At 51.8% G+C, this 23965-nt stretch carries 25 protein-coding genes; 6 read left to right on the plus strand and 19 right to left on the minus strand.

Going from position 1 to position 23965, the window contains the following annotated elements; translation table 11 throughout:
* Positions 1 to 183 precede the first annotated feature (183 nt).
* From BCM14_RS09335 to ribA, 11 genes are all read right to left on the minus strand, one after another.
* Positions 184 to 1266 (minus strand): TauD/TfdA family dioxygenase, encoded by a 1083-nt coding sequence (locus BCM14_RS09335; RefSeq protein ID WP_106227764.1) that lies wholly within the window; start codon positions 1264 to 1266, stop codon positions 184 to 186.
* A 34-nt stretch (positions 1267 to 1300) separates the two neighbouring features.
* Positions 1301 to 2218, minus strand: coding sequence for an isocitrate lyase/PEP mutase family protein (locus BCM14_RS09340; RefSeq protein WP_106227765.1), 918 nt, complete (start codon positions 2216 to 2218; stop codon positions 1301 to 1303).
* Positions 2219 to 2248: 30 nt separating this feature from the next.
* Positions 2249 to 3238 (minus strand): tripartite tricarboxylate transporter substrate binding protein, encoded by a 990-nt coding sequence (locus tag BCM14_RS09345; protein ID WP_106227766.1) that lies wholly within the window; start codon positions 3236 to 3238, stop codon positions 2249 to 2251.
* A 10-nt stretch (positions 3239 to 3248) separates the two neighbouring features.
* A complete protein-coding gene (locus BCM14_RS09350) occupies positions 3249 to 4226 on the minus strand; it encodes a branched-chain amino acid ABC transporter permease (RefSeq protein WP_106227767.1) in 978 nt (325 codons plus the stop codon).
* Positions 4227 to 4232: 6 nt separating this feature from the next.
* The gene (locus BCM14_RS09355; protein ID WP_106227768.1) at positions 4233 to 5114 is read right to left on the minus strand and encodes a branched-chain amino acid ABC transporter permease; all 882 of its coding nucleotides are present in this window, start codon (positions 5112 to 5114) and stop codon (positions 4233 to 4235) included.
* Positions 5114 to 5827: an ABC transporter ATP-binding protein gene (locus BCM14_RS09360; protein WP_106227769.1), complete on the minus strand. Its 714-nt coding sequence runs from the start codon at positions 5825 to 5827 to the stop codon at positions 5114 to 5116. Before BCM14_RS09360 ends, BCM14_RS09355 begins: the two co-directional genes overlap by 1 nt.
* Positions 5824 to 6573 carry an ABC transporter ATP-binding protein gene (locus tag BCM14_RS09365; RefSeq protein ID WP_311042728.1) on the minus strand — a complete coding sequence of 250 codons (750 nt, stop codon included), beginning with the start codon at positions 6571 to 6573 and terminating at the stop codon, positions 5824 to 5826. The genes BCM14_RS09360 and BCM14_RS09365 overlap by 4 nt, the downstream gene beginning before the upstream one ends.
* A gap of 8 nt (positions 6574 to 6581) precedes the next feature.
* On the minus strand, positions 6582 to 7487 hold the full coding sequence (locus tag BCM14_RS09370) for an NAD(P)-dependent oxidoreductase (RefSeq protein WP_106227771.1): 906 nt from the start codon (positions 7485 to 7487) through the stop codon (positions 6582 to 6584).
* Between the two features lie 36 nt (positions 7488 to 7523).
* Positions 7524 to 8777: an ABC transporter substrate-binding protein gene (locus BCM14_RS09375; RefSeq protein ID WP_106227772.1), complete on the minus strand. Its 1254-nt coding sequence runs from the start codon at positions 8775 to 8777 to the stop codon at positions 7524 to 7526.
* A 112-nt stretch (positions 8778 to 8889) separates the two neighbouring features.
* Complete coding sequence (locus BCM14_RS09380) at positions 8890 to 10071, minus strand: alpha/beta hydrolase (protein ID WP_106227773.1); 1182 nt, start codon at positions 10069 to 10071, stop codon at positions 8890 to 8892.
* 20 nt (positions 10072 to 10091) lie between these two features.
* A complete protein-coding gene (ribA, locus tag BCM14_RS09385) occupies positions 10092 to 11189 on the minus strand; it encodes a GTP cyclohydrolase II (RefSeq protein ID WP_259673529.1) in 1098 nt (365 codons plus the stop codon).
* Between the two features lie 46 nt (positions 11190 to 11235).
* Between ribA and BCM14_RS09390 the strand changes: the two genes are divergently transcribed.
* Entirely contained in the window at positions 11236 to 11994 is a 759-nt protein-coding gene (locus BCM14_RS09390) for a RibD family protein (protein ID WP_106227774.1), read from the plus strand.
* Positions 11995 to 11997: 3 nt separating this feature from the next.
* Here BCM14_RS09390 and BCM14_RS09395 read toward each other — a convergent pair whose 3' ends face one another.
* From BCM14_RS09395 to BCM14_RS15310, 4 genes are read right to left on the minus strand one after another with little or no spacing between them, the layout of a single operon-like run.
* Complete coding sequence (locus tag BCM14_RS09395; RefSeq protein WP_259673530.1) at positions 11998 to 13053, minus strand: glycosyltransferase family 4 protein; 1056 nt, start codon at positions 13051 to 13053, stop codon at positions 11998 to 12000.
* On the minus strand, positions 13050 to 13448 hold the full coding sequence (locus BCM14_RS09400) for a 6-pyruvoyl trahydropterin synthase family protein (RefSeq protein ID WP_106227776.1): 399 nt from the start codon (positions 13446 to 13448) through the stop codon (positions 13050 to 13052). The genes BCM14_RS09395 and BCM14_RS09400 overlap by 4 nt, the downstream gene beginning before the upstream one ends.
* Before the next feature lie 19 nt (positions 13449 to 13467).
* Positions 13468 to 14433: a zinc-dependent alcohol dehydrogenase gene (locus tag BCM14_RS09405; RefSeq protein ID WP_106227777.1), complete on the minus strand. Its 966-nt coding sequence runs from the start codon at positions 14431 to 14433 to the stop codon at positions 13468 to 13470.
* 56 nt (positions 14434 to 14489) lie between these two features.
* Complete coding sequence (locus BCM14_RS15310) at positions 14490 to 14645, minus strand: hypothetical protein (protein ID WP_259673556.1); 156 nt, start codon at positions 14643 to 14645, stop codon at positions 14490 to 14492.
* Here BCM14_RS15310 and mdoH point away from each other — a divergent pair.
* Genes mdoH through BCM14_RS09425 form a run of 4 tightly spaced genes read left to right on the plus strand, consistent with a single transcriptional unit; the run spans position 14623 to position 19898 of the window.
* Complete coding sequence (mdoH, locus tag BCM14_RS09410; protein WP_106227778.1) at positions 14623 to 16320, plus strand: glucans biosynthesis glucosyltransferase MdoH; 1698 nt, start codon at positions 14623 to 14625, stop codon at positions 16318 to 16320. The two genes, BCM14_RS15310 and mdoH, sit on opposite strands and share 23 nt — an antisense overlap.
* 8 nt (positions 16321 to 16328) lie before the next feature.
* Positions 16329 to 18110, plus strand: coding sequence for a glucan ABC transporter ATP-binding protein/ permease (locus tag BCM14_RS09415; RefSeq protein ID WP_106227779.1), 1782 nt, complete (start codon positions 16329 to 16331; stop codon positions 18108 to 18110).
* Entirely contained in the window at positions 18107 to 18976 is an 870-nt protein-coding gene (locus tag BCM14_RS09420; protein WP_106227780.1) for a methyltransferase domain-containing protein, read from the plus strand. The genes BCM14_RS09415 and BCM14_RS09420 overlap by 4 nt, the downstream gene beginning before the upstream one ends.
* Positions 18969 to 19898, plus strand: coding sequence for a sugar kinase (locus BCM14_RS09425; RefSeq protein ID WP_311042729.1), 930 nt, complete (start codon positions 18969 to 18971; stop codon positions 19896 to 19898). The genes BCM14_RS09420 and BCM14_RS09425 overlap by 8 nt, the downstream gene beginning before the upstream one ends.
* Here the strand turns inward: BCM14_RS09425 and eda are convergent.
* Genes eda through BCM14_RS09440 form a run of 3 tightly spaced genes read right to left on the minus strand, consistent with a single transcriptional unit; the run spans position 19851 to position 21953 of the window.
* A complete protein-coding gene (eda, locus tag BCM14_RS09430) occupies positions 19851 to 20498 on the minus strand; it encodes a bifunctional 4-hydroxy-2-oxoglutarate aldolase/2-dehydro-3-deoxy-phosphogluconate aldolase (RefSeq protein WP_106227782.1) in 648 nt (215 codons plus the stop codon). The genes BCM14_RS09425 and eda overlap by 48 nt on opposite strands.
* 4 nt (positions 20499 to 20502) lie before the next feature.
* On the minus strand, positions 20503 to 21477 hold the full coding sequence (gene ispH, locus BCM14_RS09435) for a 4-hydroxy-3-methylbut-2-enyl diphosphate reductase (RefSeq protein ID WP_106227783.1): 975 nt from the start codon (positions 21475 to 21477) through the stop codon (positions 20503 to 20505).
* The gene (locus tag BCM14_RS09440; RefSeq protein ID WP_106227784.1) at positions 21477 to 21953 is read right to left on the minus strand and encodes an FKBP-type peptidyl-prolyl cis-trans isomerase; all 477 of its coding nucleotides are present in this window, start codon (positions 21951 to 21953) and stop codon (positions 21477 to 21479) included. The genes ispH and BCM14_RS09440 overlap by 1 nt, the downstream gene beginning before the upstream one ends.
* Between BCM14_RS09440 and radC the strand changes: the two genes are divergently transcribed.
* Positions 21944 to 22681 carry a RadC family protein gene (gene radC, locus BCM14_RS09445; protein WP_311042730.1) on the plus strand — a complete coding sequence of 246 codons (738 nt, stop codon included), beginning with the start codon at positions 21944 to 21946 and terminating at the stop codon, positions 22679 to 22681. The genes BCM14_RS09440 and radC overlap by 10 nt on opposite strands.
* Before the next feature lie 9 nt (positions 22682 to 22690).
* Here the strand turns inward: radC and BCM14_RS09450 are convergent, their stop codons facing one another.
* Positions 22691 to 23872 carry an acetyl-CoA C-acyltransferase family protein gene (locus tag BCM14_RS09450; RefSeq protein ID WP_106227786.1) on the minus strand — a complete coding sequence of 394 codons (1182 nt, stop codon included), beginning with the start codon at positions 23870 to 23872 and terminating at the stop codon, positions 22691 to 22693.
* Between the last annotated feature and the right edge of the window lie 93 nt (positions 23873 to 23965).

Below are 23965 nucleotides of genomic sequence, written 5' to 3' on the forward strand. Positions count from 1 at the left end.
GAATAACTGAATGAATTCAATCAGTTAGTCAGATTCATTTGCTCAAACTGCAAGCTCATACTCATATAACGACGCTAAATCCAGGAACTTAAGGGTGCGGGAGAAAATAATAAAGTTTGTTGAATCGGGTGACCATGTTTGAATCTACATAAAAACTTACGGCCTAGTGAGGTGATGAATCGCTTAAATCCCAAGTTGCATTCCCATTGCACCGGCTTGACGCTGTTCATATGCAGCATGGACCGCAGCGTACTGGTGCCCGCGGATACCGCCGCGAACAGTATTCCCCTCACAAGAGCGATATAGATCACGCCAAAATTCCGGCATATCCTGATTATCAGGCGGTGCGATCCAAAGGCGATACAAGAGTCGACGCTTTGCTTCATCATCGTGATCCACAAATTCAGTTCGTGAGTGCAACGTCACGTGGCTACTGACAATTTGCAGGTCACCCGGCTCAAGCCACATCTCGTAGGCAATGTCCGGTCTACGCACGACTTGATCGAATTGCTCAAGGGCTGCGATATGCTCCGCTGACAAGAATGGAGCCCCCTCGATCTGCTGAGCTGAACGAACGCGGTTCCAGTTCCAACGACCAAACCAATTGCCATTTTTTTCTGAGAAAACGGGCATGACAACAAACGGACCTTCATCGGGTGCAGCTTCTCCCTGGCGACTAAAACCAATCGGCTGATATAGCCAGTCAAGTTGATCGGCATAATCGCTCGCCATAACCTGGTGCCCGCTCAAAGAGCTGCACAGTATTGTTTTACCGCCCGATAAGGCTTTGTTATAACAACTTAAAAACACTAAGTCAGACGAATCCGTATGAAAATCTAACTCTGCATTTGATGAATAACCTCGGCCGGTGCCGGTTCGATATGTCATCCCCGCATTCTTGACTGCAGAGATATATTGCGTGGCCTTGCCTTGCGGCCGGGCGACACCCGCGCGTAAACCGATAGCCCAACTCAGCAATTCAAACTGTTTGCTATCAAGTCCTGTGCGCGGCAAGCCTTTAATGAGCGCGACGCCTCGCCCATACTTGACTTCTTTTAATGCTGCTTCAATGTATGACCAACCATCCCCCAGATCAAACTCTTCGGCCCGATAATCGAGCAAGTCACGATCTGGTTCGTACCTGCTAAGCACCGTGTCGCGCATCTGGCGAGCGCACGCATCTCCAATCATGAAAATCCAGCTGTGATCCCGAGCAAGATCCTCTGAGCGCCAAGCCGCCGGATGATCTATCGACAACAAAGTCATGACGATTCCTTTTCTTACGTGTGACCAATGAACGTCACAAGCTATATTTTTTCTGTAATGTAGCGTTGACTAAAAACCGTTGCTCTAGCGCTTGCGATTCTGCGTAGCCGCACAGTTCATTAATCTCTTCAAACGATATGGCAAGATCCGGTCGATCCACAACTTGATCTGCACCTAGCGAATCCATCAAAGCCAGTAGTCCGTTCTTCATGCCTTGAACCGCAGAGGCCGTCAACAATCTGGGGTAAATGACAGCAGCAACACCGAGATCCTCAAGACGTTTGGCAGAAATCAGAGGCGTCGTAGATCGAGTCCGTATCCCAAAACCCATATTGACGGACACAGGTTTCACAAGCTCCTTGACTAAGGTTGCAATGTCATCCTCATGCAGGACCGCGTCCGCAAACAGCAAGTCTGCCCCAGCCTCGGCATACAAATTCAAGCGACGAATGCTCTCTGACAGCCCGTGCATGGCATAAGCGTCGGTGCGGGCCTTTATTACAAAATCTGGATTGCGCCGAGCCTGGGCAGCCGATCGGATTTTCTCAGCATTTTCCTCGGCGGAAATGACTTCTTTGCCTTTCATATGCCCGCAACGCTTAGGCCATAGTTGATCTTCGAGCATGACGCCACCCACACCGGCCTGCTCGAACGCCCGAACCGTGTGATGAACATTGACAGCATTGCCATAGCCGGTATCGCCGTCGGCAATCATGGGAAGATCGCAACAAGCGACCATTGCGCGGCAAGTTTGCAGGTTTTCTTCTAAGCCCATCAACCCGATGTCTAGCTGACCCAAACGTGATTCGCTGATGCCACCACCAGTTAAAAAGCCCGCCTGAAAGCCATTTTGCTGCACGAGTCTCGCGCTGTATCCATCAAAAATGCCTGGCATCACCAGTATCTCTGGTGCAGAGATGAGTTCACGCAAACGTTTACCTGGATTTGTCATGGCGTATCAGTCTCTCAGATAATGGTTGAGTCAAACCGGCTGGATACCGATTTCTTTGATCAGCTTGCTCCACTTTGCCATATCCGTTTGTAAGAGCTTCTGCAGGTCTTCTTGACTGCCACCACCTGTGACCAAACCTTCCTTTGCAAAATGTGATTGAATTTCAGGCATCTTTAAAACGGTGTTGATTGCAACATTGAGTTTTTCGGTTACCGATTTGGGTGTGCCTTTTGGTGCGAAGATCCCAAACCAACCAACGACTTCGAACCCTGATAATCCTGCCTCATCAGCCGTAGGGACATCAGGCAACATATCAACGCGCTGCTTTGAACTGACAGCAAGCGCCTTGAGACGACCTGCTTGAATGTTCGGAAAAGCAGCTGGCACCGTCGAGAAATACATCTGCACTCGTCCAGCAACTGTATCAACAATCGCCGCGCCACCGCCTTTGTAGTTGATGCTCATGATTTGAGCGTCGGCCATTTTCTTAAGCAATTCACCAGCAAGGTGCGAGCTGGTGCCGTTACCAGAGTTGGCGTAATTCAGCATCCCTGGATTCTTTTTCGCCAGAGCGATTAGCTCTTGCAGGTTATTGGCTTTGACGTCAGTGTTCACAACCAGCACCAAGGGTGCAGAGCAGACCTTCACGATAGGCACAAAGTCTTTTTCCGTATCAAAAGGCAGTTTTAAATACAAAGACGGATTCATGGGGAAGGAGGTAATCGGCATCACCAGCGTGTACCCGTCTGGCTCTGCACGCGCGCCTTGTTCGACCCCGATATTGCCCGCGGCACCTGGTCTATTATCGATAATGACAGATTGCCCAAGCAAATCAGATAATTTATTACTGACCGCACGACCCGCGTAATCAGTGCCGCCGCCAGCGTCAGAAGGCACAATTAAATGAATTGATCGGTTGGGATAGTCGCTTGCCTTTACCAGTGACTGTGCAAGGCTAAGCTTTGGCCTAGCAAGATAGGCAGTACCCAGGCCACTCAGGACAAATTCTCTTCTGTTCATCTGTGTCTCTCTATGTCTTGTTATGGCCAGCACTCGTGATGGTGCCAATAATGCCCTTGGGCATGAAAAACATACAAGCGATCAAAATCCCGCCGTAAACCGCCCCTGCTAACGCCTCACTGATGTCAGACGCGTAAGAAGGCACAAATTGCAAGAATAATCCGGCGATCAGCGCGCCCCAGATCGTACCCAACCCACCAACAACGATCGCAGCTAAAAAGCTAACGGACAAGAGAAGCGTAAACGAATCCGGCGCGATGAATCCGATTGAAAGGTTGAATAAGGCTCCCCCGACCCCGCCCAGCATCGACCCCAAACCAAAAATCAGCACCTTGTATTGATTGACGTCAACACCCATCGAAAGAGCAGCAAGAGGTGCTTGTCTGACTGCTGTCAACGCTCGTCCCGTGCTACCTGCAACGAAGTTACGAGCCAAATAAAAGCATAAGAAAGCGAATCCCAAGACAACGTAATAAACCCAGCCATCTTGCGTCAGCCCAGTCCACTTCGGCGCGATCGGCCGCTCGATGGGCAAGCCTGACATCCCGCCGGTGTACTCCTTAAAGTGTTTGATAAAGGGTGACACTGACACCGCTAAAACTAAGGTAATTAAAGCAAGATAAAGGCCTCGTAATCGCTGGGCAGGAAAACCCGCCAATAAGCCCACAGCGAAAGACACAAGCGCAGCGAGTAATATCGACAAGGCGTAATGCAAATGCCAATACCCCATGCTGAGGGCCGCCGTATAGGCACCCAGTGCAAAAAATGCATTGTGTCCCAGAGATATCTGGCCAGCATAGCCTGTAATCAAATTCAACCCAATCGCTGCGACCGCATAAGCGAGCACACCTGTTAATTGAAAAGTCAGATAACTCGGTGCAACAAAGGGAGCTGTCAACAGAAATGCGCACAAAGGGATAAGTAGAAACCTGAACGCACTGATTTTGTGCTTTCGCTCAATCACGGACGGTCTATTGCCATTGTTCATGATGGTTCAAACCCTTATGGCAACAACTTTGCCGAATAGTCCTTCGGGCTTAATCAACAAGACCCCAACGATCAGAGCGAGTGGGACAACCATCTGCAGATCAGACCCAAGAAAAAACAAAAACGACGTAGACAAGGATTGCGCAATCCCCACTATCAGCCCCCCCACTACAGAGCCCACATAACTATTCATTCCACCGACAACGGCGGCTGCAAATGCATAGATGACGACATCTCCCATCATATTGGGGTCAAGTGTGAGTCGCGACGCCACTAAGGCGCCAGATATCGCGCCCAGACCAGCCGCCATCGCCCACCCTAAAATCATCATCTTCGTATAAGGTATCCCGGACAGCTGGGCAGACTGCGCATTCGAGGCTGATGCTCTTAAGGCCGTACCTAGCCGAGTCTTTTGAAATAAAAGAAAGAGGCCAGCCGATACACCCATCAACACAGCAATAAAGCTTACTAGTTCAGCCGCGATGCGGATATTGCTGAACGTCCAGACCACCTTGGAAAAAGGAGTGGGTGACGACTTCTGCAAAAACCCCCAGACAGCACCGGTCGCACTGTTGAAAGCCAGAAACAAGCCGAGCGTCACAATAATGATCGTCATTTCATCCTTGTACTGGACCGGTCTCACAATTAAAGCGTAGACCACGGCGCCAATCATCATTGACAGCAACACAGTCAGCAGAAGCGCCGGGAAAATTGGAACGCCCCAATCAGTCAACTGCCAAGTTAGAAAAGCCGAAAAGGTAGCCATTTCACCCTGCGCGAAATTAGCAATATTGGTTGTTCGATAGATCAGCACCAGGGCAAGTCCGAGCGATGCATAAATAGCGCCCGAGCCGACGCCATTGAGTAGCTGCTGAATGAAGTAGTTCATCAGTAATCCCCTAAATACGCAGCTCTCACCCCATCGTGAGCAGCGACATCCTTTGCGAGGCCGTGCAAAGAAATCGCACCCGACTCGAGCACATAGGCATAGTCAGCAATTTCTAGGGCTACGTTCGCATTCTGCTCAACAACCAGCATGGAGATCTTGAGCTCTGCCTTGACGCGACCGAGTGCGTCGTACAAGTCGTTAATGATGACTGGTGCTAAGCCCAGCGACGGCTCATCGAGCAATAGCACTCGTGGGCGCAACATTAACGCGCGGCCGACCGCCAACATCTGCTGTTCTCCTCCGCTCAGGTTGCCCGCCTTTTGTTGATATCTTTCGCGTAAGCGCGGAAAAAACTCATACATTTTTTGGATGTCTGCGCTAATCTCATCTTTATCATGCCGACGGAAAGCGCCCACCCGCAGGTTTTCTTCGACGGTCAAATCGGTGAAGGTTCCTCGACCCTCGGCAGCGTGAGCGAGGCCTAACCTAGCGACACGGTCAGGTCGCAAACCGTTGATATTGACGCCATCGAGCGTCAATGAGCCTTCAGACTTAATCAAGCCACTGATGGCTCTCAACGTTGTTGTTTTGCCGGCGCCGTTGGCACCTAGCAGCACTGATACCGAGCCTTCCTCCACCGCCATTGATATCCCGTGCAGAACGCGAATACGCCCATAACCTGCAGATAGATTATTAATCTCAAGCACATTCATCGGGGTTTACCTAAATACGCTTCGATGACTCGTGGATTAGTTTTGATGTCCTCAGGCTTACCGTCCGCAATTTTGTGTCCAAAGTCTAGAACAATAATGCTGTCGGATATTTTCATCACCATGCCCATATGATGCTCGACTAATAACAAGGTCAAATTGAATTCTTCACGAATTTTCACGAGCGCGTCTGAGAGCTCATGAACTTCTGAATGAGCGAGCCCCCCCGCCGGCTCATCCAACAGCAAGAGAGATGGCCGAGCCGCCAGCGCTCTGGCTAGCTCAACCTTCTTGAGGGTTGGATAAGGGAGATCGTCTACACGGCGGTGCGCCTCTTTAGCCAGATCAAGCTTTGCCAGCAAAGAATGCGCAAATTCCTTGAGCGATGATTCTTCGCGTCGGTTCTGCAGAGGCACAAAGGATGCCTTCAACAAGCTGGTTCGTCCGTAATGGTGACCGCCCAGCATCACATTCTCGAGCACACTCAAAGATGGTAACAACGCAAGGTTCTGAAACGTGCGAGCGATACCTCGCTGCACGACATCATTTGCTTTGAGTCGAGTGATATCCCGTCCATCAAACGAAATTTTGCCGGCAGACGGGTTGTACAGACGACTGATACAGTTAAACAGACTGGTCTTGCCAGCCCCATTCGGGCCAATCAATCCACAAATGACGCCGGCTTGCAATTCAAACGACAAGTCATTCAGTGCGACGATACCGCCAAACCGCAACGACACGTTAGACACCGCTAATTTCAAAGCCCTGCCTTGTGCTGAATTTGCTGTGCCAGAATAGTCATGTCAGACCCCGGTTTGGCAGCTTTTAAAGCCTCATCCCAAATCTTGGCACTGTCTTGGCATAAGACGGTATCAATCCCTGTCGCTTTAATAAGAGACATAGCAACACCAACGTCCTTATGCATCAGTTGCATGGCAAAACCGAAATTCCATGTTTTATCTAACACTGGGCCGGGCCACATGTGGTTTGACATAAAGCTACCACCGCTGGATGCGTTAACAATTTTGTGCATCACACGGGGATCAAGACCGAATTTCTCACCAACCGAAAATACCTCTGCAGTCGCGGCAAAGATAGTGGCACCAAGCAGGTTGTTTAAAGCTTTCACTGCATGCCCGGCACCCACAGCACCTGCCAACACAACATTCGAACCCATCTTGCTGAGCAAAGGCAAGGCTTGATCAAACTGTGCCTGAGTTCCACCGGCCATAATTGCGAGTTTGCCCGAAGCGGCCCCATTAATGCCACCTGAAACGGGGGCATCGATAAACGTTAGTCCTTTATCCTGTGCCAGTTTCGCGTTAGCTACCGTATGTGTTGGATCAGACGAACTCATATCGATGATCATCGAACCAGCCGACAGAATATCGATCAAGCCTTTTTTGTCTTCAGACCCTTTAAACACTTCATCGACAATCTTGCTGTTTGGCAACATCAAGATCACGACGTGGGCTGTTGCTAACTCATGCAAGCTACGGGCGGCAATGGCCTCGGACGTGACCACTGCCTCAGCAGCTCGTGCAGGGTCAGCATCTAATGCAATCAGTTTACCCACCCCTTTCAGATGAGTAATCATTCTGCTACCCATTGCGCCCAGCCCGATAAAGCCTATCAATTGCTGATGATCAACTGATTGCACCATGGCGGTCTCTCTTGATTAGTTAGGAAGTTGACTGGATCAGGGAGCTGGTGTTTTGCCTTCGAAATTAATAATGGCCCCGACTGGAACGAACTTCTCACCGTCGAATTGAGCCATCTGAACCGATTCAATGGGGTAGCCATCCATCGATCCATCAGTATTTAAAGTAATGCCATCTAGCAGCAACGCTACTTTTTGACCCTTCATGCTACGCGCAGCTTGCATAAAGGATTCGCGGGTAGGCTTCTGAGTTCGTTCAAGCACCGACTTGACAGCCTGACACACAAACCAACCCGTAGCTGCGTTTTGATCCGCTGGATTCAAACCACTTTCATATTTTTTTAATTGTTCTACATAAAGCTTCATATCAGCATCATTTGCAAATGCAGGGTTTGCCTGGTCTTTTAACCAAATACCGCTGTAGATCCCTTTGGATACATCTGTACCAGCAGGTTGCAGAGCACCACCGATGCTAGAGCCGACACCCCAAATAATATGGTTTGGCTTCCAATTGATCGCCGCCATTCGCTTTAACGCCTGAACGACAAATTTAGGAGTCGTCGCATCGACAAACACGTCGGCTCCAGACGCGGCAATGCGATCGATTTTGGCGTCAATCGTCGGTTCGCTGTAGGTGTGCTCTTCGTGAATCACGATATTCAGACCCATATCCTTCGCCGCTTTGACAAAGCCTTTAGCAAAGAAGGGACCACCGCTATCGTCATTAAACAAGGCGACTTTAGCGTTGGGGAATTTTTCTTTGATGAAGGCGGCGTATAACGCAGCCTCTGTGTTGTACGCCAATAGCGCTGGCATCGTCCAAGGGAATTTCTCGACGTTTTCTTTGTCGCCCAACATCGGCCCCCCCGAAAACACAAACACTTGAGGCACTTTTTCTTGATTGTAGTAAGGTCTCGCGCCTAGGTTGGCACCCGTTCCCGCATTCCCCGAGATTGCAAACACGTGATCTTGACTGATTAACCGGCGTGCATTCTGCAACGCTCGTGCGGGCTCCATTGCATCGTCGTACATCAAGTTCTTGATCTTACGGGTTTTACCATCCCCCATCTTGACCCCGCCAAGATCATTATTGATGTATTCAAAACACGCCCTTTGCGCCCGCCCGATCGGGCCATAGCCAGCGTTAGGGCCAGATAAAGGCACTGAGCTGCCCCAAACAATTTCAGTATCGGTGATGCCGTCTTCCGCCTGACTGCTTGCGCCAAGAAGCAGCGATGCGCTAGCGAATATTGTTTGTAAAAGACGAGCGAGGGTACGATTGCAAGGCAACATTGTTTTGTCTCCGTTGATTATCTTTTCCTGCTAGGATAGGCCGTTGACGCGATTTTGCCACTCGGGTTTTCCATTACAGGAAATGACTTGCCAACAGCCTGCCTTAACAAAATCAGCCGCCAGGCCCATCCATCTTGGCAGGCAGGATGACCGGTTGAGCTTTGACCGGTTGCGCGGGCTTATATTCGCACCGAGCCGAGACTGTGTTGGCGGCTACCTCGGCCCCAAAAAGTACTTTCACACCGCAAGTTGATTGAAACATCCCGCTCTGATTGTGCCCGACACCAACCACCTCATACGCATCGTGATTGATAAAGGTAAAGGGGGTTGCGACGAATCTTTCATAAGCAACATAGCGACGGGCACGTTGAATCCGGGTTGCGCCTTGCGCTTTGGCTGCACACGTCTTGTCGAGATCACTTTGCGCTGGATTGTTATCTGACGTCCCCATCATATAGGTGACTGGGCGACTCAAATAGCGCTCAAGTAGGACTGAGGCCGACAGCCCTGCGCCAAAATGAATGATGTCCCGAGTGCCATAACGATACTGATCATAGTTCGGGCAGGATGCTTGCTCATTGAAAGGCCCAAAGGTCGTATCTGATGTTGGACGATCCTTAGTGAAATACATATAGGCTGAGGGGTTCGCGACCACGTACTGCAAGTCAATACCGGATTTACGAATGCGAGAATCAATCTGGTTCAACACCGCATAACGATGTACCAGCTGCCCACCTGCGGAATGACCGGCAAATACCACTTTGCGCAGCGACGGGTACTTACTTTTGTCAGTAAGCGCCAACAGCAATTCATCTATCGCATCATAAGAACTCAGACCGCTTGGGCCATTTGCTGCGTCTAAACCGCTTGCCCAGGCATTGGGCGCCCATGTTGGCAAATCGGTAAATCCCAAGATCCGATCTTGAGGTGCCACAAACTGAGGGGCAACTAACAAAATATTGGTCTGATCTGGACGCACCTGATTGAGTGATGACTGTGCTGACGCAAAATAGCCATCACCGTTACGGCTTAAACCGTGCAACACGATGACGATTTCATTGATATTGAAATCTGTTTCAGATAAATCGTGATTGGCATAGACGGCAAAGTCAAACGATTGCGCGTTGTGCTGCAGTTTGACTCGTTGCCAGGGCGGCGCCGCAAGCTTGGACGCGAGCAATTCAATTGCTTGAGATTGCGCCTGACCAGACAGTCCGATCCAAGCAATGGTCAGAATAAAAAACTTGATAATCGTTTTAAGCCTGTATTGCCTACTCACCAGCTCTGCTGTCATGCCTCGCCTCGTTGTTTTTTTTAAATTAAGTGTCCCGCCTTTACCGCTTTTGTTTGAAGGTAACCGACGTTATGCTCATTCATCGCGAAAACGTGACGCACCCGCTCGGTCACTTCAATCCCATGGTGGGCCAGCGCGCTCACTTTAATTGGGTTATTGGTCATCAGTTTAACTTGTTTGACGCCCAGCAATTTCAACATTTGTGCTGCCGGTAAATACACTCGTTCGTCTTCGTCGTAGCCTAGCTGCAAATTCGCATCGATCGTGTCATAACCAGCATCCTGCAATTGGTAGGCTCTCAGCTTATTGACTAAGCCAATCCCTCTACCCTCTTGCCCTAGATAAAGCATGATCCCGCTTCCCGCCTCTGACATAGCCTCAATTGCACCTCGCAACTGACTGCCACAATCGCACCGCAGCGATCCAAGCAAATCTCCAGTAAAACACTCTGAGTGCAATCTGACTAATACTGGTTGAGTTAAATCAGGCTCACCGATGAGGATTGCAAAGTGTTCAGATCCACCATCTCCTGGCCTGAACGCAACCATCCGAGCCTGTTCGGCACCTTCAAGCGGTACCCTTGCCTGACTAACAATCCTTAGCTGCTGCGCACCAAAAGTCTTATAAGATTCAATGTCTTTCACATCAACCACCAGCGCACCCGCGGGCTCATGATCAATTGGCATCGTCAACGCAGCCGGCAATAATCTTGCTAGCTTAGTCAGCAGCAAGCCAGCGCCTTCAATAGAAGCACCTTGAGATACCTTGAGTTGCGTCATGTCGGCAGGCTGTGAGACCGAAGTGGGGTCAGACAGATATTCGACATCGTCAGCTTGTAACGATCTGCTTCCTCGGATCAGATAGAAATCGTGACCGGCATCAGCTAATCCAAGTGCGCGAGCTCGTTTACCTGTAATCGCGACCGAGACATCCCCCTCGCCGGCTAGGCGAAACTGCTCAAGGCTCTCTGGGCCCACCCCTTCACTGGCAAGCATCAGTATCAGATGATGACCACCTCGAACCACAACTGCTGCGCCGCGGCGTAAGTCTGCTATTGCTCGGTCAACAGACGTCAATGCGTGATCAATCTCGTTTCTTGTATGCTGAGTAGGCGACACGTAACACAACCTTAGTTTCGGGATTACCCTGTATTATGCCAGTGTGATGAACTTTTTCGCTAAAACCCTACTCGACGCCGAACAATGGCAATCCTTTGTTCACGGGGTCAAGTGTTCGAAGCTAGACACACAAAATGTCTGGTACCCACTATTCGGCTCTTTCGGCACAGGTGCGCAATCTTTCATGATTGGTCAATTAGGCCAGTCTTTAGACGGCCGAATTGCTACCCCGACTGGCGACTCTAAATATATTAACGGCGAGGCCGGGCTGACCCATCTACACAGGTTACGTGCCCTGGTCGATGCGGTGATTGTGGGTGTCGGGACGGCAGTAGCCGATGATCCTATGCTGACGGTTAGAAAGGTTCCAGGGACACATCCAGCCAGAGTAGTAATCGACCCGACAGGCAAACTTTCTCGCGACGCAAAAGTCTGGTGCGCTGATGGGACGAGGCGACTTGTCGTCACCAATGAGGGAGCGAAACCTGACATCCCTGCCGGGGTTGAACATGTTGCACTAACCTCAAAACAGGGTCAAATAACACCCGTTGACATCATCTCCGCTTTGGCTAACAGAGGATTGCACCGCATCCTTATCGAGGGGGGCGCTGACACCATTGCCCGCTTTATTCATGCTGGCTGCCTGCATCGACTGCACTTAATCGTAGCCCCAGTCATCCTGGGATCGGGCAGAACAGGCTTATGCCTTGCCGAAATTCAAAAGCTAAGCGAAGCGATCAGACCGGTGGTAAGCGTTCATCCATTGGATGGCGAGGTGCTTTTTGATTGCGATTTTTCAGGCTAAGCGTCAACGGTCGATGTTAGCGAGAATATCGGCAAACTGAATCCCTGAAGTTTTCCAGGTTGGCAGTAACTGCGCGCTTTGCCAGGCCCCTTGCGCGAATTTTTCTCGCGCAAGGGGCTCGCGGACCATCAGTGCAATTGCTTGAGCCAACGCATTGACGTCACCTGGGGGGACCAAAACCCCAGCTTGTTCAGGCACCGTATCTGAGATTGCACCACCGGTAGTACCAATAACCGGCAGGCCTCGCGCCATGGCCTCGGCATAAGCCATGCCATAGCCTTCAAAGCGAGACGCCAGTACGAAAACATCTGACCGATCGTAATAACTAGCAAGCTCGTCTGCAGTCAAAGTCCCCGTCTGGGTGATTCGGTCACCCAGTTGGCAAGCGCTGATTTGTTGTGTCAGCGCTGCCGCACAGACTGCATCACGTTGATTGTCACCAATGATCGTGAGATGCCAATCCAGATCGGTCAGTTTGGCCAATGCGGACACCAACACGTCAAAGCCTTTACGAGGGATGAGACTACCAACAGACAATAACTCGACACGTTGTGTACCGCCACCACGCGCCCTGCTCGCCGTCTGAGTACCCGGATAAACGACGCTTACTCGATCAGGTTGAACACCGAATTCGGGCATCAAGCTGGCGGTTGCCTGACTGGTCACGATGACATGCTTAGCCGAAACGAGCGCCTGTGTCTCGCTTGCTCGCAAGGTGAATTGAGCTGAGTCTGACAAACCGTTTTCAAGCGCCAGTGGGTGGTGAACCAAGGCAATCAATTGCCGTGTGCGAGAAAGTCCCGAAACGATCTCGGGCATGACACCAAAGGCCAGCCCATCAATAACGATCAGTGTGCTTGCGTCGATCGCTTCGAGCCGTAGCTCAGCCTCAGCGAGCGTTGCCTTATCTGGCCATGGAAACGCATCACCCAGCAATATGATGTCAACCACCCACCCCAACGCCCGAAGCTCTGCGATGATTCGACGGTCGTAGCCATAACCCCCACTTGCAGTCTGCAAGTCGCCTGGGACAGCAAACGCAACGCGTGGCTCACTCACAAAACAGCTTCGTACCACGCGCGGGCCACGTGAGATTCGGATATCGTCACACAGATTGCATGCAACTCACTACCGTCCCGCCCTAATTTCCCTGACTTAGCGGCGAGTGAAAGTTCGTCGAAAATATGCTTCGTCAAAAACTCAGTCGTTGTATTCAGACCTTTAAAAGCAGGCACATCGTCAAGATTCGTGTAGTTGAGCGGTTTAAGCGTCGCTTTCAAAACATCCAGCGCGCAACCAATATCCACAACGATCCCATTCGGATCAAGCTCTTTTGATACGAAGGCGGCATCGACGACGAAAGTCGCGCCGTGTAATGCCTGTGCCGGGCCAAAAACTGCCCCACGAAACGAATGAGCGATCATGATGTGGTCACGGACTTCAACTGTAAACATTTTGGCTTCCTGAAAAACGTCAGTATGAAACAGGCTGGCAAAGCACACCAGCTTGTGGATCGAAAATTCTGAGTAGATAGCGACAGATATTTTGAAAGGCGATTGGCCGTTCAAGCAAGATATCGAGCGCTGGGTCATCCAACAACTGCATCGCTGCGTTTAAGCGTCTCGCATAATCCCAGCGCGGCCGATGCGAAGCTGCAACATGCCCAACTTGACTAGCCACCAGCTTCAACTGTTTGCTATGAAAGGCCCCTCCGAGCGCCACGGGCGTTGTGCCTGCACCAAACCAGCTCAGCTCAAGAATTGTTGCTTCTTCACCCGCCAGATTGATTGAGGTGTTTAGACCCGCAGCGCTTGCGGAGGCGTGTATGACCAGATCGCAATCTTGGGGAGCCTGTTGAGGCGCGGCAAAAGCCATACCGAGCTTGTTGGCCTCGTATTCGCGCAGAGGGTTGATGTCGACGAGTGTGACCTCAGCACCGGGCAGCTTGGCACACAAATAGCCAGCCAGTAATCCAACGACACCACCGCCGACAATTGCGATACGGTCCGCGGGCCCCGGGGATGCGTTCCAGATAGCATTGAGCGCGGTTTCCATATTGGCTGCCAATAAGGCTCTGACTGGCGGGATGTTGCCAACGCCCACCAGCGCCGTCGCGGGCACTTGCAACACGCTTTGATGCGGATTCAAACTAAAAAAAGTTTTACCAACGAGCTCTGCCGGACCCTCTTCGACGACACCCACATTGGCATAGCCGTATTTAACCGGAAACGGAAATTCGCCTTCCATGAAAGGCGCGCGCATCCGCTCGTAATCCTCGACGGACACACGACCGGTCGCGACCAATGATTCAGTGCCTCGGCTGAACGCGCTATACAGCGTTCTAACCAGACAATACCCGTGCGGAAGGGGTTGCATCTGCTCATGTCGAATTTCGGCTTGATTGGGCGCCGTGTACCAAAGTGCTTGAACGCTAGTCATACAAGGTTACGGTCGAATCGCTTCATAAAATCACAGATATTGGATAGCCGCATGACCTATACTGCCATCGTGCTATCGCCCCAGTATAAATGACCCCAAGGCAATACCTTGCAACTTAGTCGATCCGCAGTCCAGCCATTGCCTCCCGTGCGCAGAAGATTGATATTCAGTGTTCTGGTCGGGACGACAATGCTGGCGCTTTGGTTGCTCATGTATCGAGCCGTCACGCCGATGGCTCTGACACCAATGGGGCTGATCGTGTTAAGTCTTTACACTGTCCTGCTCCCTTGGCTCAGTATCGGCACCTGGAACGCCATAATCGGATTCGTCCTCCTGCGGTTCCGTGTCGACCCTCTCGCCAGCTTATTGCCCCAAGCAGTGGCTCACGCAGCACACGCTGACCAAGACCAACCCATAACCGCATCCACAGCCCTGTTGGTATGTGTGCGCAATGAGAACCCAACTCAAGTTATCCGAAATTTATCCCTGACGGTAGACGGGCTCGTGCAGGCTGGTGCGGCAAGTTTCTTCCATTTGTACATCCTGAGCGACACCAATGACCCGCAGCTCGCCGCCACTGAAGCGCTCAAGTTTGAAGCTTTCAAAGCGACCGCAGCACAAGAAATCGATTTGACCTATCGCCGTCGCGACATCAACGAAGGCTACAAAGCAGGTAACGTGCACGACTTTTGCGAGCGCTGGGGCGATCAACATGACTTTGCGCTAACCCTTGATGCAGACAGTTTCATGTCCGGTAGCGCCATTTTGCGACTGGTTAGGATGATGCAAGCGGATCCTCAACTGGGGATATTGCAGGGCTTGGTAGTTGCCATGCCATCACAAAGCGGCTTCACCCGCTTATTTCAGTTCGGGATGCGCCTGGGAATGAGGTCATGGACGATGGGCAGCGCGTGGTGGCAAGGAGATTGCGGACCTTACTGGGGCCACAATGCCTTGTTCCGGATAAAGCCTTTCACTGAATTCTGCAAACTGCCATTACTCAAGCCTGACAGGTTCGGGCCCAGACACATTCTGAGTCATGACCAGGTTGAGGCGGTGCTGATGCGTCGAGCCGGTTATCACGTGCGCGTTATGCCCCTGGAGGACGCCAGTTGGGAGCAAAACCCACCAACCTTGCCAGAGTTCGTTCAGAGAGATTTACGCTGGTGCGAGGGCAACATGCAATACGGTGAATTAATTCGCCTGCCGAAACTAGCCTTTGTCAGCCGCATCCAATTGGTGCTTGCCATGCTGATGTTTGCAGGCGCTCCCGCTTGGATTGGTCTTATGCTTTGTGCCGGCGTCAGCGCCACCATGACCAGTCAACTGTCTTCGGCATTTAATATTGATCTCCTCAAGTTGCTGTTTGTTGCCACCTTGGTCTTGTTTTACTTACCCAAGATTGCCAGTGCGGTCGATGTCATGTGTAGCAAAAAGCAGCGAATGGCATTTGGCGGGCCGGGTAAATTTTTACTAGGCGTTTTCATCGAGACACTTTTCTCGTTGATGATCTGCCCCATCATGTGGTTTAACCAAACCGTGTATCTCGGCCGTTTATTTACAGGTCGTAGCAAAGGCTGGGTGGGGCAAACGCGCGACGATCACTCGGTCGCGTGGCTCTCTGCGGTTCGGCTGTACTGGCTACATACCGTTTTTGGCTGCGCTTGCCTTATCGCAATTGCTGTCAATCTACCGCATGCTTTTGTGTATTCCCTCTTCTTTTTGCTTGGGCTAGCTGTGCCAATCCCACTTGCTGTGATTCTGTCTTGGCCCTCGGTAGGCAGATGGATGACGCTAAAAGGGGTTGGTCAGTTACCTGAAGAGACCATGCCACCCAAGGATCTGCTTTTACTTGAACTGCCGGCGCTGCTGACCAGGCAGGTTTAACCCACACCATGAATTTCATCCAGATCTACAAGAGAGTCCTGCAACAACTCGGTGAAGATACTCGACTGGCGTGGTGGTTATCGATCGCAAACGTCGCTTTGGTCCTTGCACTTTTTGCAGAGCCGGTTTTGTTCGGACGTATCATCGACTCGCTCTCGCAATTGACCAGTCAGCAACTGGCGACTGCTTGGGCAACGACTGCCCCCTACCTCACTGCCTGGGTTTGTTTCGGCCTCTTTGAAATCCTGTGCGCAAGCTTTCTTGCGTTGCAAACCGATCGACTAGCCCATCGCCGGCGCCATCTTGTTTTGCGACATTTCTTTGAACATGTGCTGCAGCTTCCAGCGTCTCACTACAACCAGATGCATTCTGGCCGACTGATGAAGATCATGCTGCAGGGCGTTGACTCGCTGTGGGCCTTATGGCTGGGGTTCTTCAGAGATCATTTCAGCTCGTTCATTGCCCTGATTGTGCTCATCCCGCTGACCTTCTATATCAACTGGCGGATGGCTTGGTTACTGGTCCTGTTGTGTGCCATATTCGCCTACTTGTCGGTCTATATCGTGCGTAAAACGCAACGATTACAACGAGAGGTAGAGCAACATCACTCTGATCTCGCTGAACGGGCTAATGACACCCTGGGTAATATTGCTTTGGTACAGAGCTTTGCGCGAGTCAAAGACGAGGTCAACGCAATCAAAGGCATCAGTGGTCGGGTGCTGAGTGCGCAGTTTCCGGTGCTGTCCTGGTGGGCGATTGTCAGAGTGCTGACTCGGGTCAGCACCACACTGACCGTACTCAGCATCATTACGCTTGGCATCTGGTTGTTTGCCCAGGGCTTGACCACCGTTGGTGAAATTGTCACCTTCATCTCAATCGCCACGCTGGTCATTGGACGACTTGAACAAACCGCACAATTTATCAACCGACTGGCGGGCGATGCACCTCGTTTGCAAGAGTTTTTTGATGTGCTGGATACAACACCTCATATTCAAGATTCACCCACCGCCAGAGACGTTAAAAGGTTTCAGGGACGGATTGAATTCGACGCAGTTACGTTTTCTTACGGCAATCAGCGCAATGCCTTGGTCAACCTTAGTTTTGTCATCGAACCTGGGCAAACCGTTGCCCTGGTTGGTGAATCAGGCGCAGGCAAGTCAACGGCGTTGGCATTGCTTTACCGGACCTTCGACCCAGACTCGGGAACCATAAAAATAGATGGCATCGACATCCGAGAGATTAAGCTGGATTCGTTGCGTGGCAATATTGGAGTGGTTTTTCAAGAAGCCATGCTGTTCAATCGCAGCATTGCAGAAAATCTGGCCATTGGCGCACCAGACGCAACTAAAGAACAGATGGTGCAAGCGACTCAAGCGGCAGAGGCCTATGACTTCATTACCCGAAGTGCGAATGGTTTTGACTCAGTGATCGGTGAGCGCGGCAGGTCACTTTCAGGCGGCGAGCGTCAGCGCCTGTCTATCGCCCGGGCGATGCTCAAAGACCCACCCATTTTGATCCTGGACGAGGCTACCAGTGCGCTGGATAGTGGCACTGAATCAAAGTTACTGCGCGCCTTGGACGTCGTGATCAAGAACCGCACTACCCTTGTCATTGCGCATCGCCTTTCAACGATCCGGGGGGCAGACAAAATCTTGGTCCTCGATCATGGCAAATTAATAGAAAGCGGCACGTTCGACGAACTGATGGCGCTCAATGGTAACTTCGCTCAACGCGCTAGAGAACAATTTGATTTATCTTCAGAACACACCATAAGGGATGCAACGCGATGACAGGATTTTCTGCGTACTGGCTATCGCTGCGAGAACCGGTCGATCACCGCTCCAGAGATATCGCGCTACAAAATAAGCTCCGTTCTCATTTCGAGCATTTGTTTTTTTCAACAGACCGACCGATGCGAATTCTGGATCTGGGTTGCGGTACTGGATCGAATCTCAGAGCAATCGCAGACTCTCTACCGGCTCATCAGCAATGGACTTTGATCGATTACGATCTCGAATTATTAAAAGCAGCAAAAGCTGAACTGACCAGCTGGTCTGGTGCCGAATCCACCGCTGAGCTATCGCCACTGACCATTACTCGTCAGGCCAAACAAATTGAAGTCGCATTTTTACAAGAAGATCTTGCGATCAACATCGAACAGGTACTCGCCAAAGATTGCGATCTTGTCACGGCGGCTGCTTTTTTTGATTTGGTTTCAAACAGTTGGTTAACACGTTTTTGCGGAAGTCTGCGTTGCCCCTTCTACACGGTCCTGACCTATAACGGAGATGAGCAATGGTCACCCGTTCATGATGCCGACGCAGAGATGCTTCAGGCTTTTCATCGTCATCAACAACACGATAAGGGGTTTGGTGTGGCCGCCGGTCCCAACGCCACCGAGATACTGATTGAACAGTTGCGCTTAAGAGCGTACGAGACTGAGACAGCCTCAAGCCCTTGGGTTTTAACGGCACCTGAGGATCAAATGCTTATTCAAGCGCTTGCACACGGCAGTGCAAAAGCTGTTCAAGAAACTGCGTTGGTCAGTAATGAAACTATTCAATCATGGTTGAACAGACGCTTAAAGGCCACTCAATGCGTTATCGGTCATTCAGATCTTTGGTCAGCGCCTTTTAAGGAGAAGAATCGTGTTTGATGTTGTGGCGATCGGTGAGGCAATGCTTGAGTTCAACCAGACGACGCCGGGTCAACCAAACTATTTACAAGGCTTTGGCGGGGACACGAGCAACGCAGTGATCGCAGCGGCGCGGGCGGGCGCAAAGACCGCCTACCTGACTCGTTTGGGTCAAGACACCTTCGGTAAGAGTTTGATGGATCTGTGGCGCAAAGAAGCGGTCAATGTCGACGGCATCGAGATAGATAACGAGCGCCCAACCGGTATTTATTTCGTCACACACGGCGCTCGCGGACACGAATTCACCTATCGCCGCGCCGGCTCAGCTGCTAGTAATTTGTCTCAGGACTGGCTGGAGGTTTTTGCGCAAAAACCAATAGAGTCTAGCAAATGGTTACATGTTTCAGGGATATCGCTGGCTATCTCGGTCAGCGCAGCAGACACCGTGCTTCGAGCCATGCGCTTAGCGCGTGCCGCGCAGGTCAAAGTGTCGTTTGATTCTAATCTGCGACTCAAGCTCTGGTCGCTTGATCAGGCCAAGCACACGATCAGCCAGGCGATCGGACTTTGCGATCTTTTTTTACCCAGCATGGACGATCTCACGACGCTGACAGGTTTGTCCGATGCGGATCAAATACTTGATTGGTGCCATGCGCAAGGCGCTGTCACCGTCGTCTTGAAGCAAGGTGACCAAGGCTGTATTGTCAGCACGTCTGACAACCGTCAGCACATCGCTGGTCGACGCGTGACGGCTGTCGACGCGACGGGCGCTGGTGACTGTTTTTGTGGCAACTTGTTAGCCCGACTGGCTTTGGGCGACAGCTTGGCCGATGCCGCTGACTATGCCAATACCGCAGCCTCGCTTGCTGTGCAAGGTTGGGGGGCTGTCGCTGCCTTACCGGATGCCCGAGCGGTCCAAGCCTGCCGCAGCGCGAGCAAGTAGACTGATACGATTAAAATCACGGTTGGCCAACGCCTCAGCGGGACACAGCCATGATCCCCCAACACAAACCACGTTCGGCAGGGCCAGAAACTCACTTGCATTTTGTGCGGTCACACCGCCGGTTGGGCAGAATTTGACGTGCGAAAACGGGCCATTCAAGGCACGAAGCATGGGTACACCACCCGACTGAATCGCCGGAAAAAACTTTAACGCCGTGAAGCCCGCATCGCCCGCCATCATGATTTCACTTGCAGTGGATACGCCGGGCAACAAAGCCACGTCAAGATCTCGTGCTGCTTTACCCAAAGTGGCCGTGAAACCGGGACTGACCAAAAACTGAGCGCCTGCGTCAACCGCTGCCTGCGCGCTCTGACTGTCGCAGACTGTACCCGCCCCCACCACTGCATCGGGTATCTCAGAGGCGATCTGTCGGATACATTGAAGTGCCGCTGTGGTTCTGAGTGTCACTTCGAGCATACGGATCCCGCCTGCGACCAGCGCTCGGGCGAGCGCGACAGCTTGCTCAGGTTCATTGACGACAATAACAGGGATAACGGGCGCATCCTGCATGACTTCCAGTGCGGTCAATTTAGCGGCCATGCGTTTAAACCTTTACTTCTGGCGCTAGGGCTGACACCGCCGCCTGTTTGCGCGACAATTCTTTAGGCAGTGGGAAGGATACATGCTCTTCTAGACCCGCCATGGTTCTCACCGAGACAGCACCGAGCGATTTCAGGCGGTTGATCACCTGCTGCACCAGCAACTCAGGAGCCGAGGCACCCGCTGTGATCCCGATATGTTTTTTGTCACTGAGCCAAACAGGATCGATAGAATCGGCGCCGTCGATCAGATAAGCTGGCAGGCCTTTGCGCTCGGCTACTTCTCTCAGGCGATTCGAATTCGAGCTATTCGCGCTACCGACGACCAGAACTAAGTCACACTCAGCCGCAAGAATTTTGACCGCATCTTGTCGATTTTGTGTGGCGTAACAAATGTCACTCTTTTTGGGCTCAACGATGGTGGGAAACTTCTTGCGGAGTGCCGCAGCAACGGCACTGGCGTCATCCACGGACAAGGTGGTCTGGGTAACGAAGGCCAACTGATCGGGCCGCTTCACCAGCAACCCCTCCACATCCTCGACCGTCTCCACCAAATACATACCGTCGGGTGACTGACCCAAGGTGCCTTCGACTTCAGGATGGCCTTTATGCCCGATCATGACAATCTCACGGCCTGCCTCGCGCATTTTGGCAACCTCGATATGTACTTTAGTCACCAGCGGGCAGGTTGCATCGAACACTTTCAGGCCGAGCTTATCGGCCTGTTTTCGGATCGCTTGGGATACCCCATGAGCAGAAAAAACAACAATTGCCCCTGACGGAGCCTGCTCAAGTTCGTCGATAAAAATAGCTCCTTTCGCGCGCAAGTCTTCAACCACATACAGGTTGTGAACAATTTCGTGACGGACATAAATGGGCGCCCCATGCAACTCAATTGCCCGCTCAACAATATCAATGGCACGGTCAACGCCGGCACAAAAGCCCCGTGGTTGAGCCAAAACGACTTCAACACTGGTCATCAAAGGACCCCTAACAAATCAATATCGACTCGCAAAGTTAAACCAGCGAGGGGATGATTGAAGTCGAACAAAGCCGAATCGTCACCCAGCTCTTTCAGAACCCCAGAGTAACGGCCGCCGTTTGGGGCGGTGAACTCTACCACATCGCCTGGTTCAAACCCTGCGTCGGCACCACCTTGCTCGATCATCATTTTGCGGCTGACGCGCTGAACCAAATCCGGATTACGCTCGCCATAGGCATCAGAAGCTGATAGCTCATAACTAAAACAATCCCCCTCGGGACGACCCAGCAGCGGAGTCTCCATGTGGGGCGACCATTGCCCGGTGCCCAGCTGCAAGGTGGCTGGCCTGCCGCTAAAGGTATCGATGAAATTAGAGCCTGCCGCAGGGCCGCTCGTCATCACGATACGGTAGTGCAAAGTCAGGTAAGAATCCGGACGGACAACCGGAGGCGTTGCAGAAGACGTTGAGTTCAAAATCTGTCACCGTGGCAAGCTTGTCAAAACCCTATTTTAGAGCCTTGTCCATGACCTTGCGCGATACCCTTAAAAATGACCAACGTCCCCGCGAACGCCTGCTTAAATTTGGGGCAAGCAACCTGACCGATGCTGAACTGCTGGCGATCGTGCTGGGATCCGGTACAAAAAGACTCAACGTGATTGAATTCTCGCATATGTTGCTTAGTCATCACCAAGGCCTTCGACAGCTGCTAGCAACTCCGACCATCGACTTGATGCGCCTAGAAGGGATGGGGCAGGCACGGGCGTGTCAGATCAGCGCAATCTCAACAATCGCCAGGCGCGCGATAGAAGAAACGCTTGTCAACAGCGATACCTTGTCGGACCCGGATCAAGTCAAATTCTTTTGCCAGACGCTTCTGGGACATTTGCAGATCGAACACTGTGTGGCGCTGTTTCTGGACAATCAGAACCGGCTGATCGCCACCGAAGAAATATCAAGAGGCACGTTAACCCAGACCTCGATTTACCCTCGTGAACTTGTCAAGGCGGGGCTCAAGCACCATGCCCGTTCTCTCATCATCGCGCACAACCACCCCTCTGGACTTGCCCAGGCTAGCGTGGCTGACGTCGAATTGACCCGAGAACTTAAGAAAACCTTATCGATGGTCGATATTCAGCTTCTCGACCATCTGATCGTCGCTGGCCATCGCGTGATCTCGATGGCCGAGCGATCATTGATGTAGCAAGACCGTTTATACCCGTTCGAACACCGCGGCAATGCCCTGGCCCCCACCAATACACATCGTGACCAGGGCATAGCGCCCCTTGATCCGATGCAGTTCATAGATAGCTTTGGTTGTAATAATTGCGCCTGTGGCACCAACGGGGTGGCCCAGCGAAATACCGCTTCCATTTGGGTTCAGCCGCGCCATGTCGAATTTCAGCTCTTTTGCTACCGCACAAGCTTGTGCAGCAAAAGCCTCATTGGCCTCGATCACGTCCAACTGATCAACGGTCAAGCCCGCGCGCTTGAGCACAGCCTGCGTGGCAGGTACGGGGCCAATACCCATGATTTTAGGATCCACACCCGCATGGGCATAGGCCACTAGGCGCGCCATGGGTTGTTTGCCACTTGCCTTAGCCGCTTCACCGCTCATCATCAAGACCGCAGCAGCTCCGTCATTAATGCCAGAGGCATTACCGGCCGTGACAGTACCATTCTCTTTAATGAACACCGCACGCAAACCAGCCATGGTTTCAGCAGAGACATCACGACGAGGATGTTCATCAACTTTAAATTCAACTTCACCTTTGCGAGTTTTGATAACGACAGGCACGATTTGATCGTTGAACCGGCCTTCATCCTGAGCGACCACAGCACGCCGGTGCGATTCGAGCGCCAGCGCATCTTGGTCAGCGCGAGTGACATTGAATTGAGCTGCGACGTTTTCTGCAGTCACCCCCATGTGCATACGGCCAAAAGGATCTGACAACGCGCCTGTCATCATATCAACCAGTGTGGCATCACCCATGCGCGAACCAAAACGCTGCGTTTGCGACAGATAACCACCCCGACTCATGGACTCGGCACCGCCCCCAATTGCAGCTTCGGTGTCACCCAACAGAATTGATTGTGCGGCTGAAACGATGGCCTGCAAACCGGAGCCACAGAGACGGTTAACATTGAATGCAGCACTGCTTTGTGGCAAACCACCATTAATGGCGACCACGCGCGACAGGTACATGTCGCGGGGTTCCGTATGGATCACATGACCAAAGGCAAGATGCCCGATCGCTTGAGTGTCGGCACCTGAGCGGTCCAACACGGCCTTAACTACCGTTGCCCCTAAATCACAGGGGGCCACATCTTTCAGACCACCACCAAAATCACCGATAGCGGTTCTAGCCGCGGCCATGACGAAAACTTCACGCATTTTGAGCTCCTTATTGGTTTTGAGACGTTTTTGCCGTATTCTTTCTTAAACAGATGGTGCAATAGCGCTAGCATAACCCGCAGGGGTGGACGG

The organism is Jezberella montanilacus, from assembly GCF_003003055.1.
In the GTDB taxonomy this organism is placed as follows: Bacteria; Pseudomonadota; Gammaproteobacteria; order Burkholderiales; family Burkholderiaceae_B; genus Zwartia; species Zwartia montanilacus.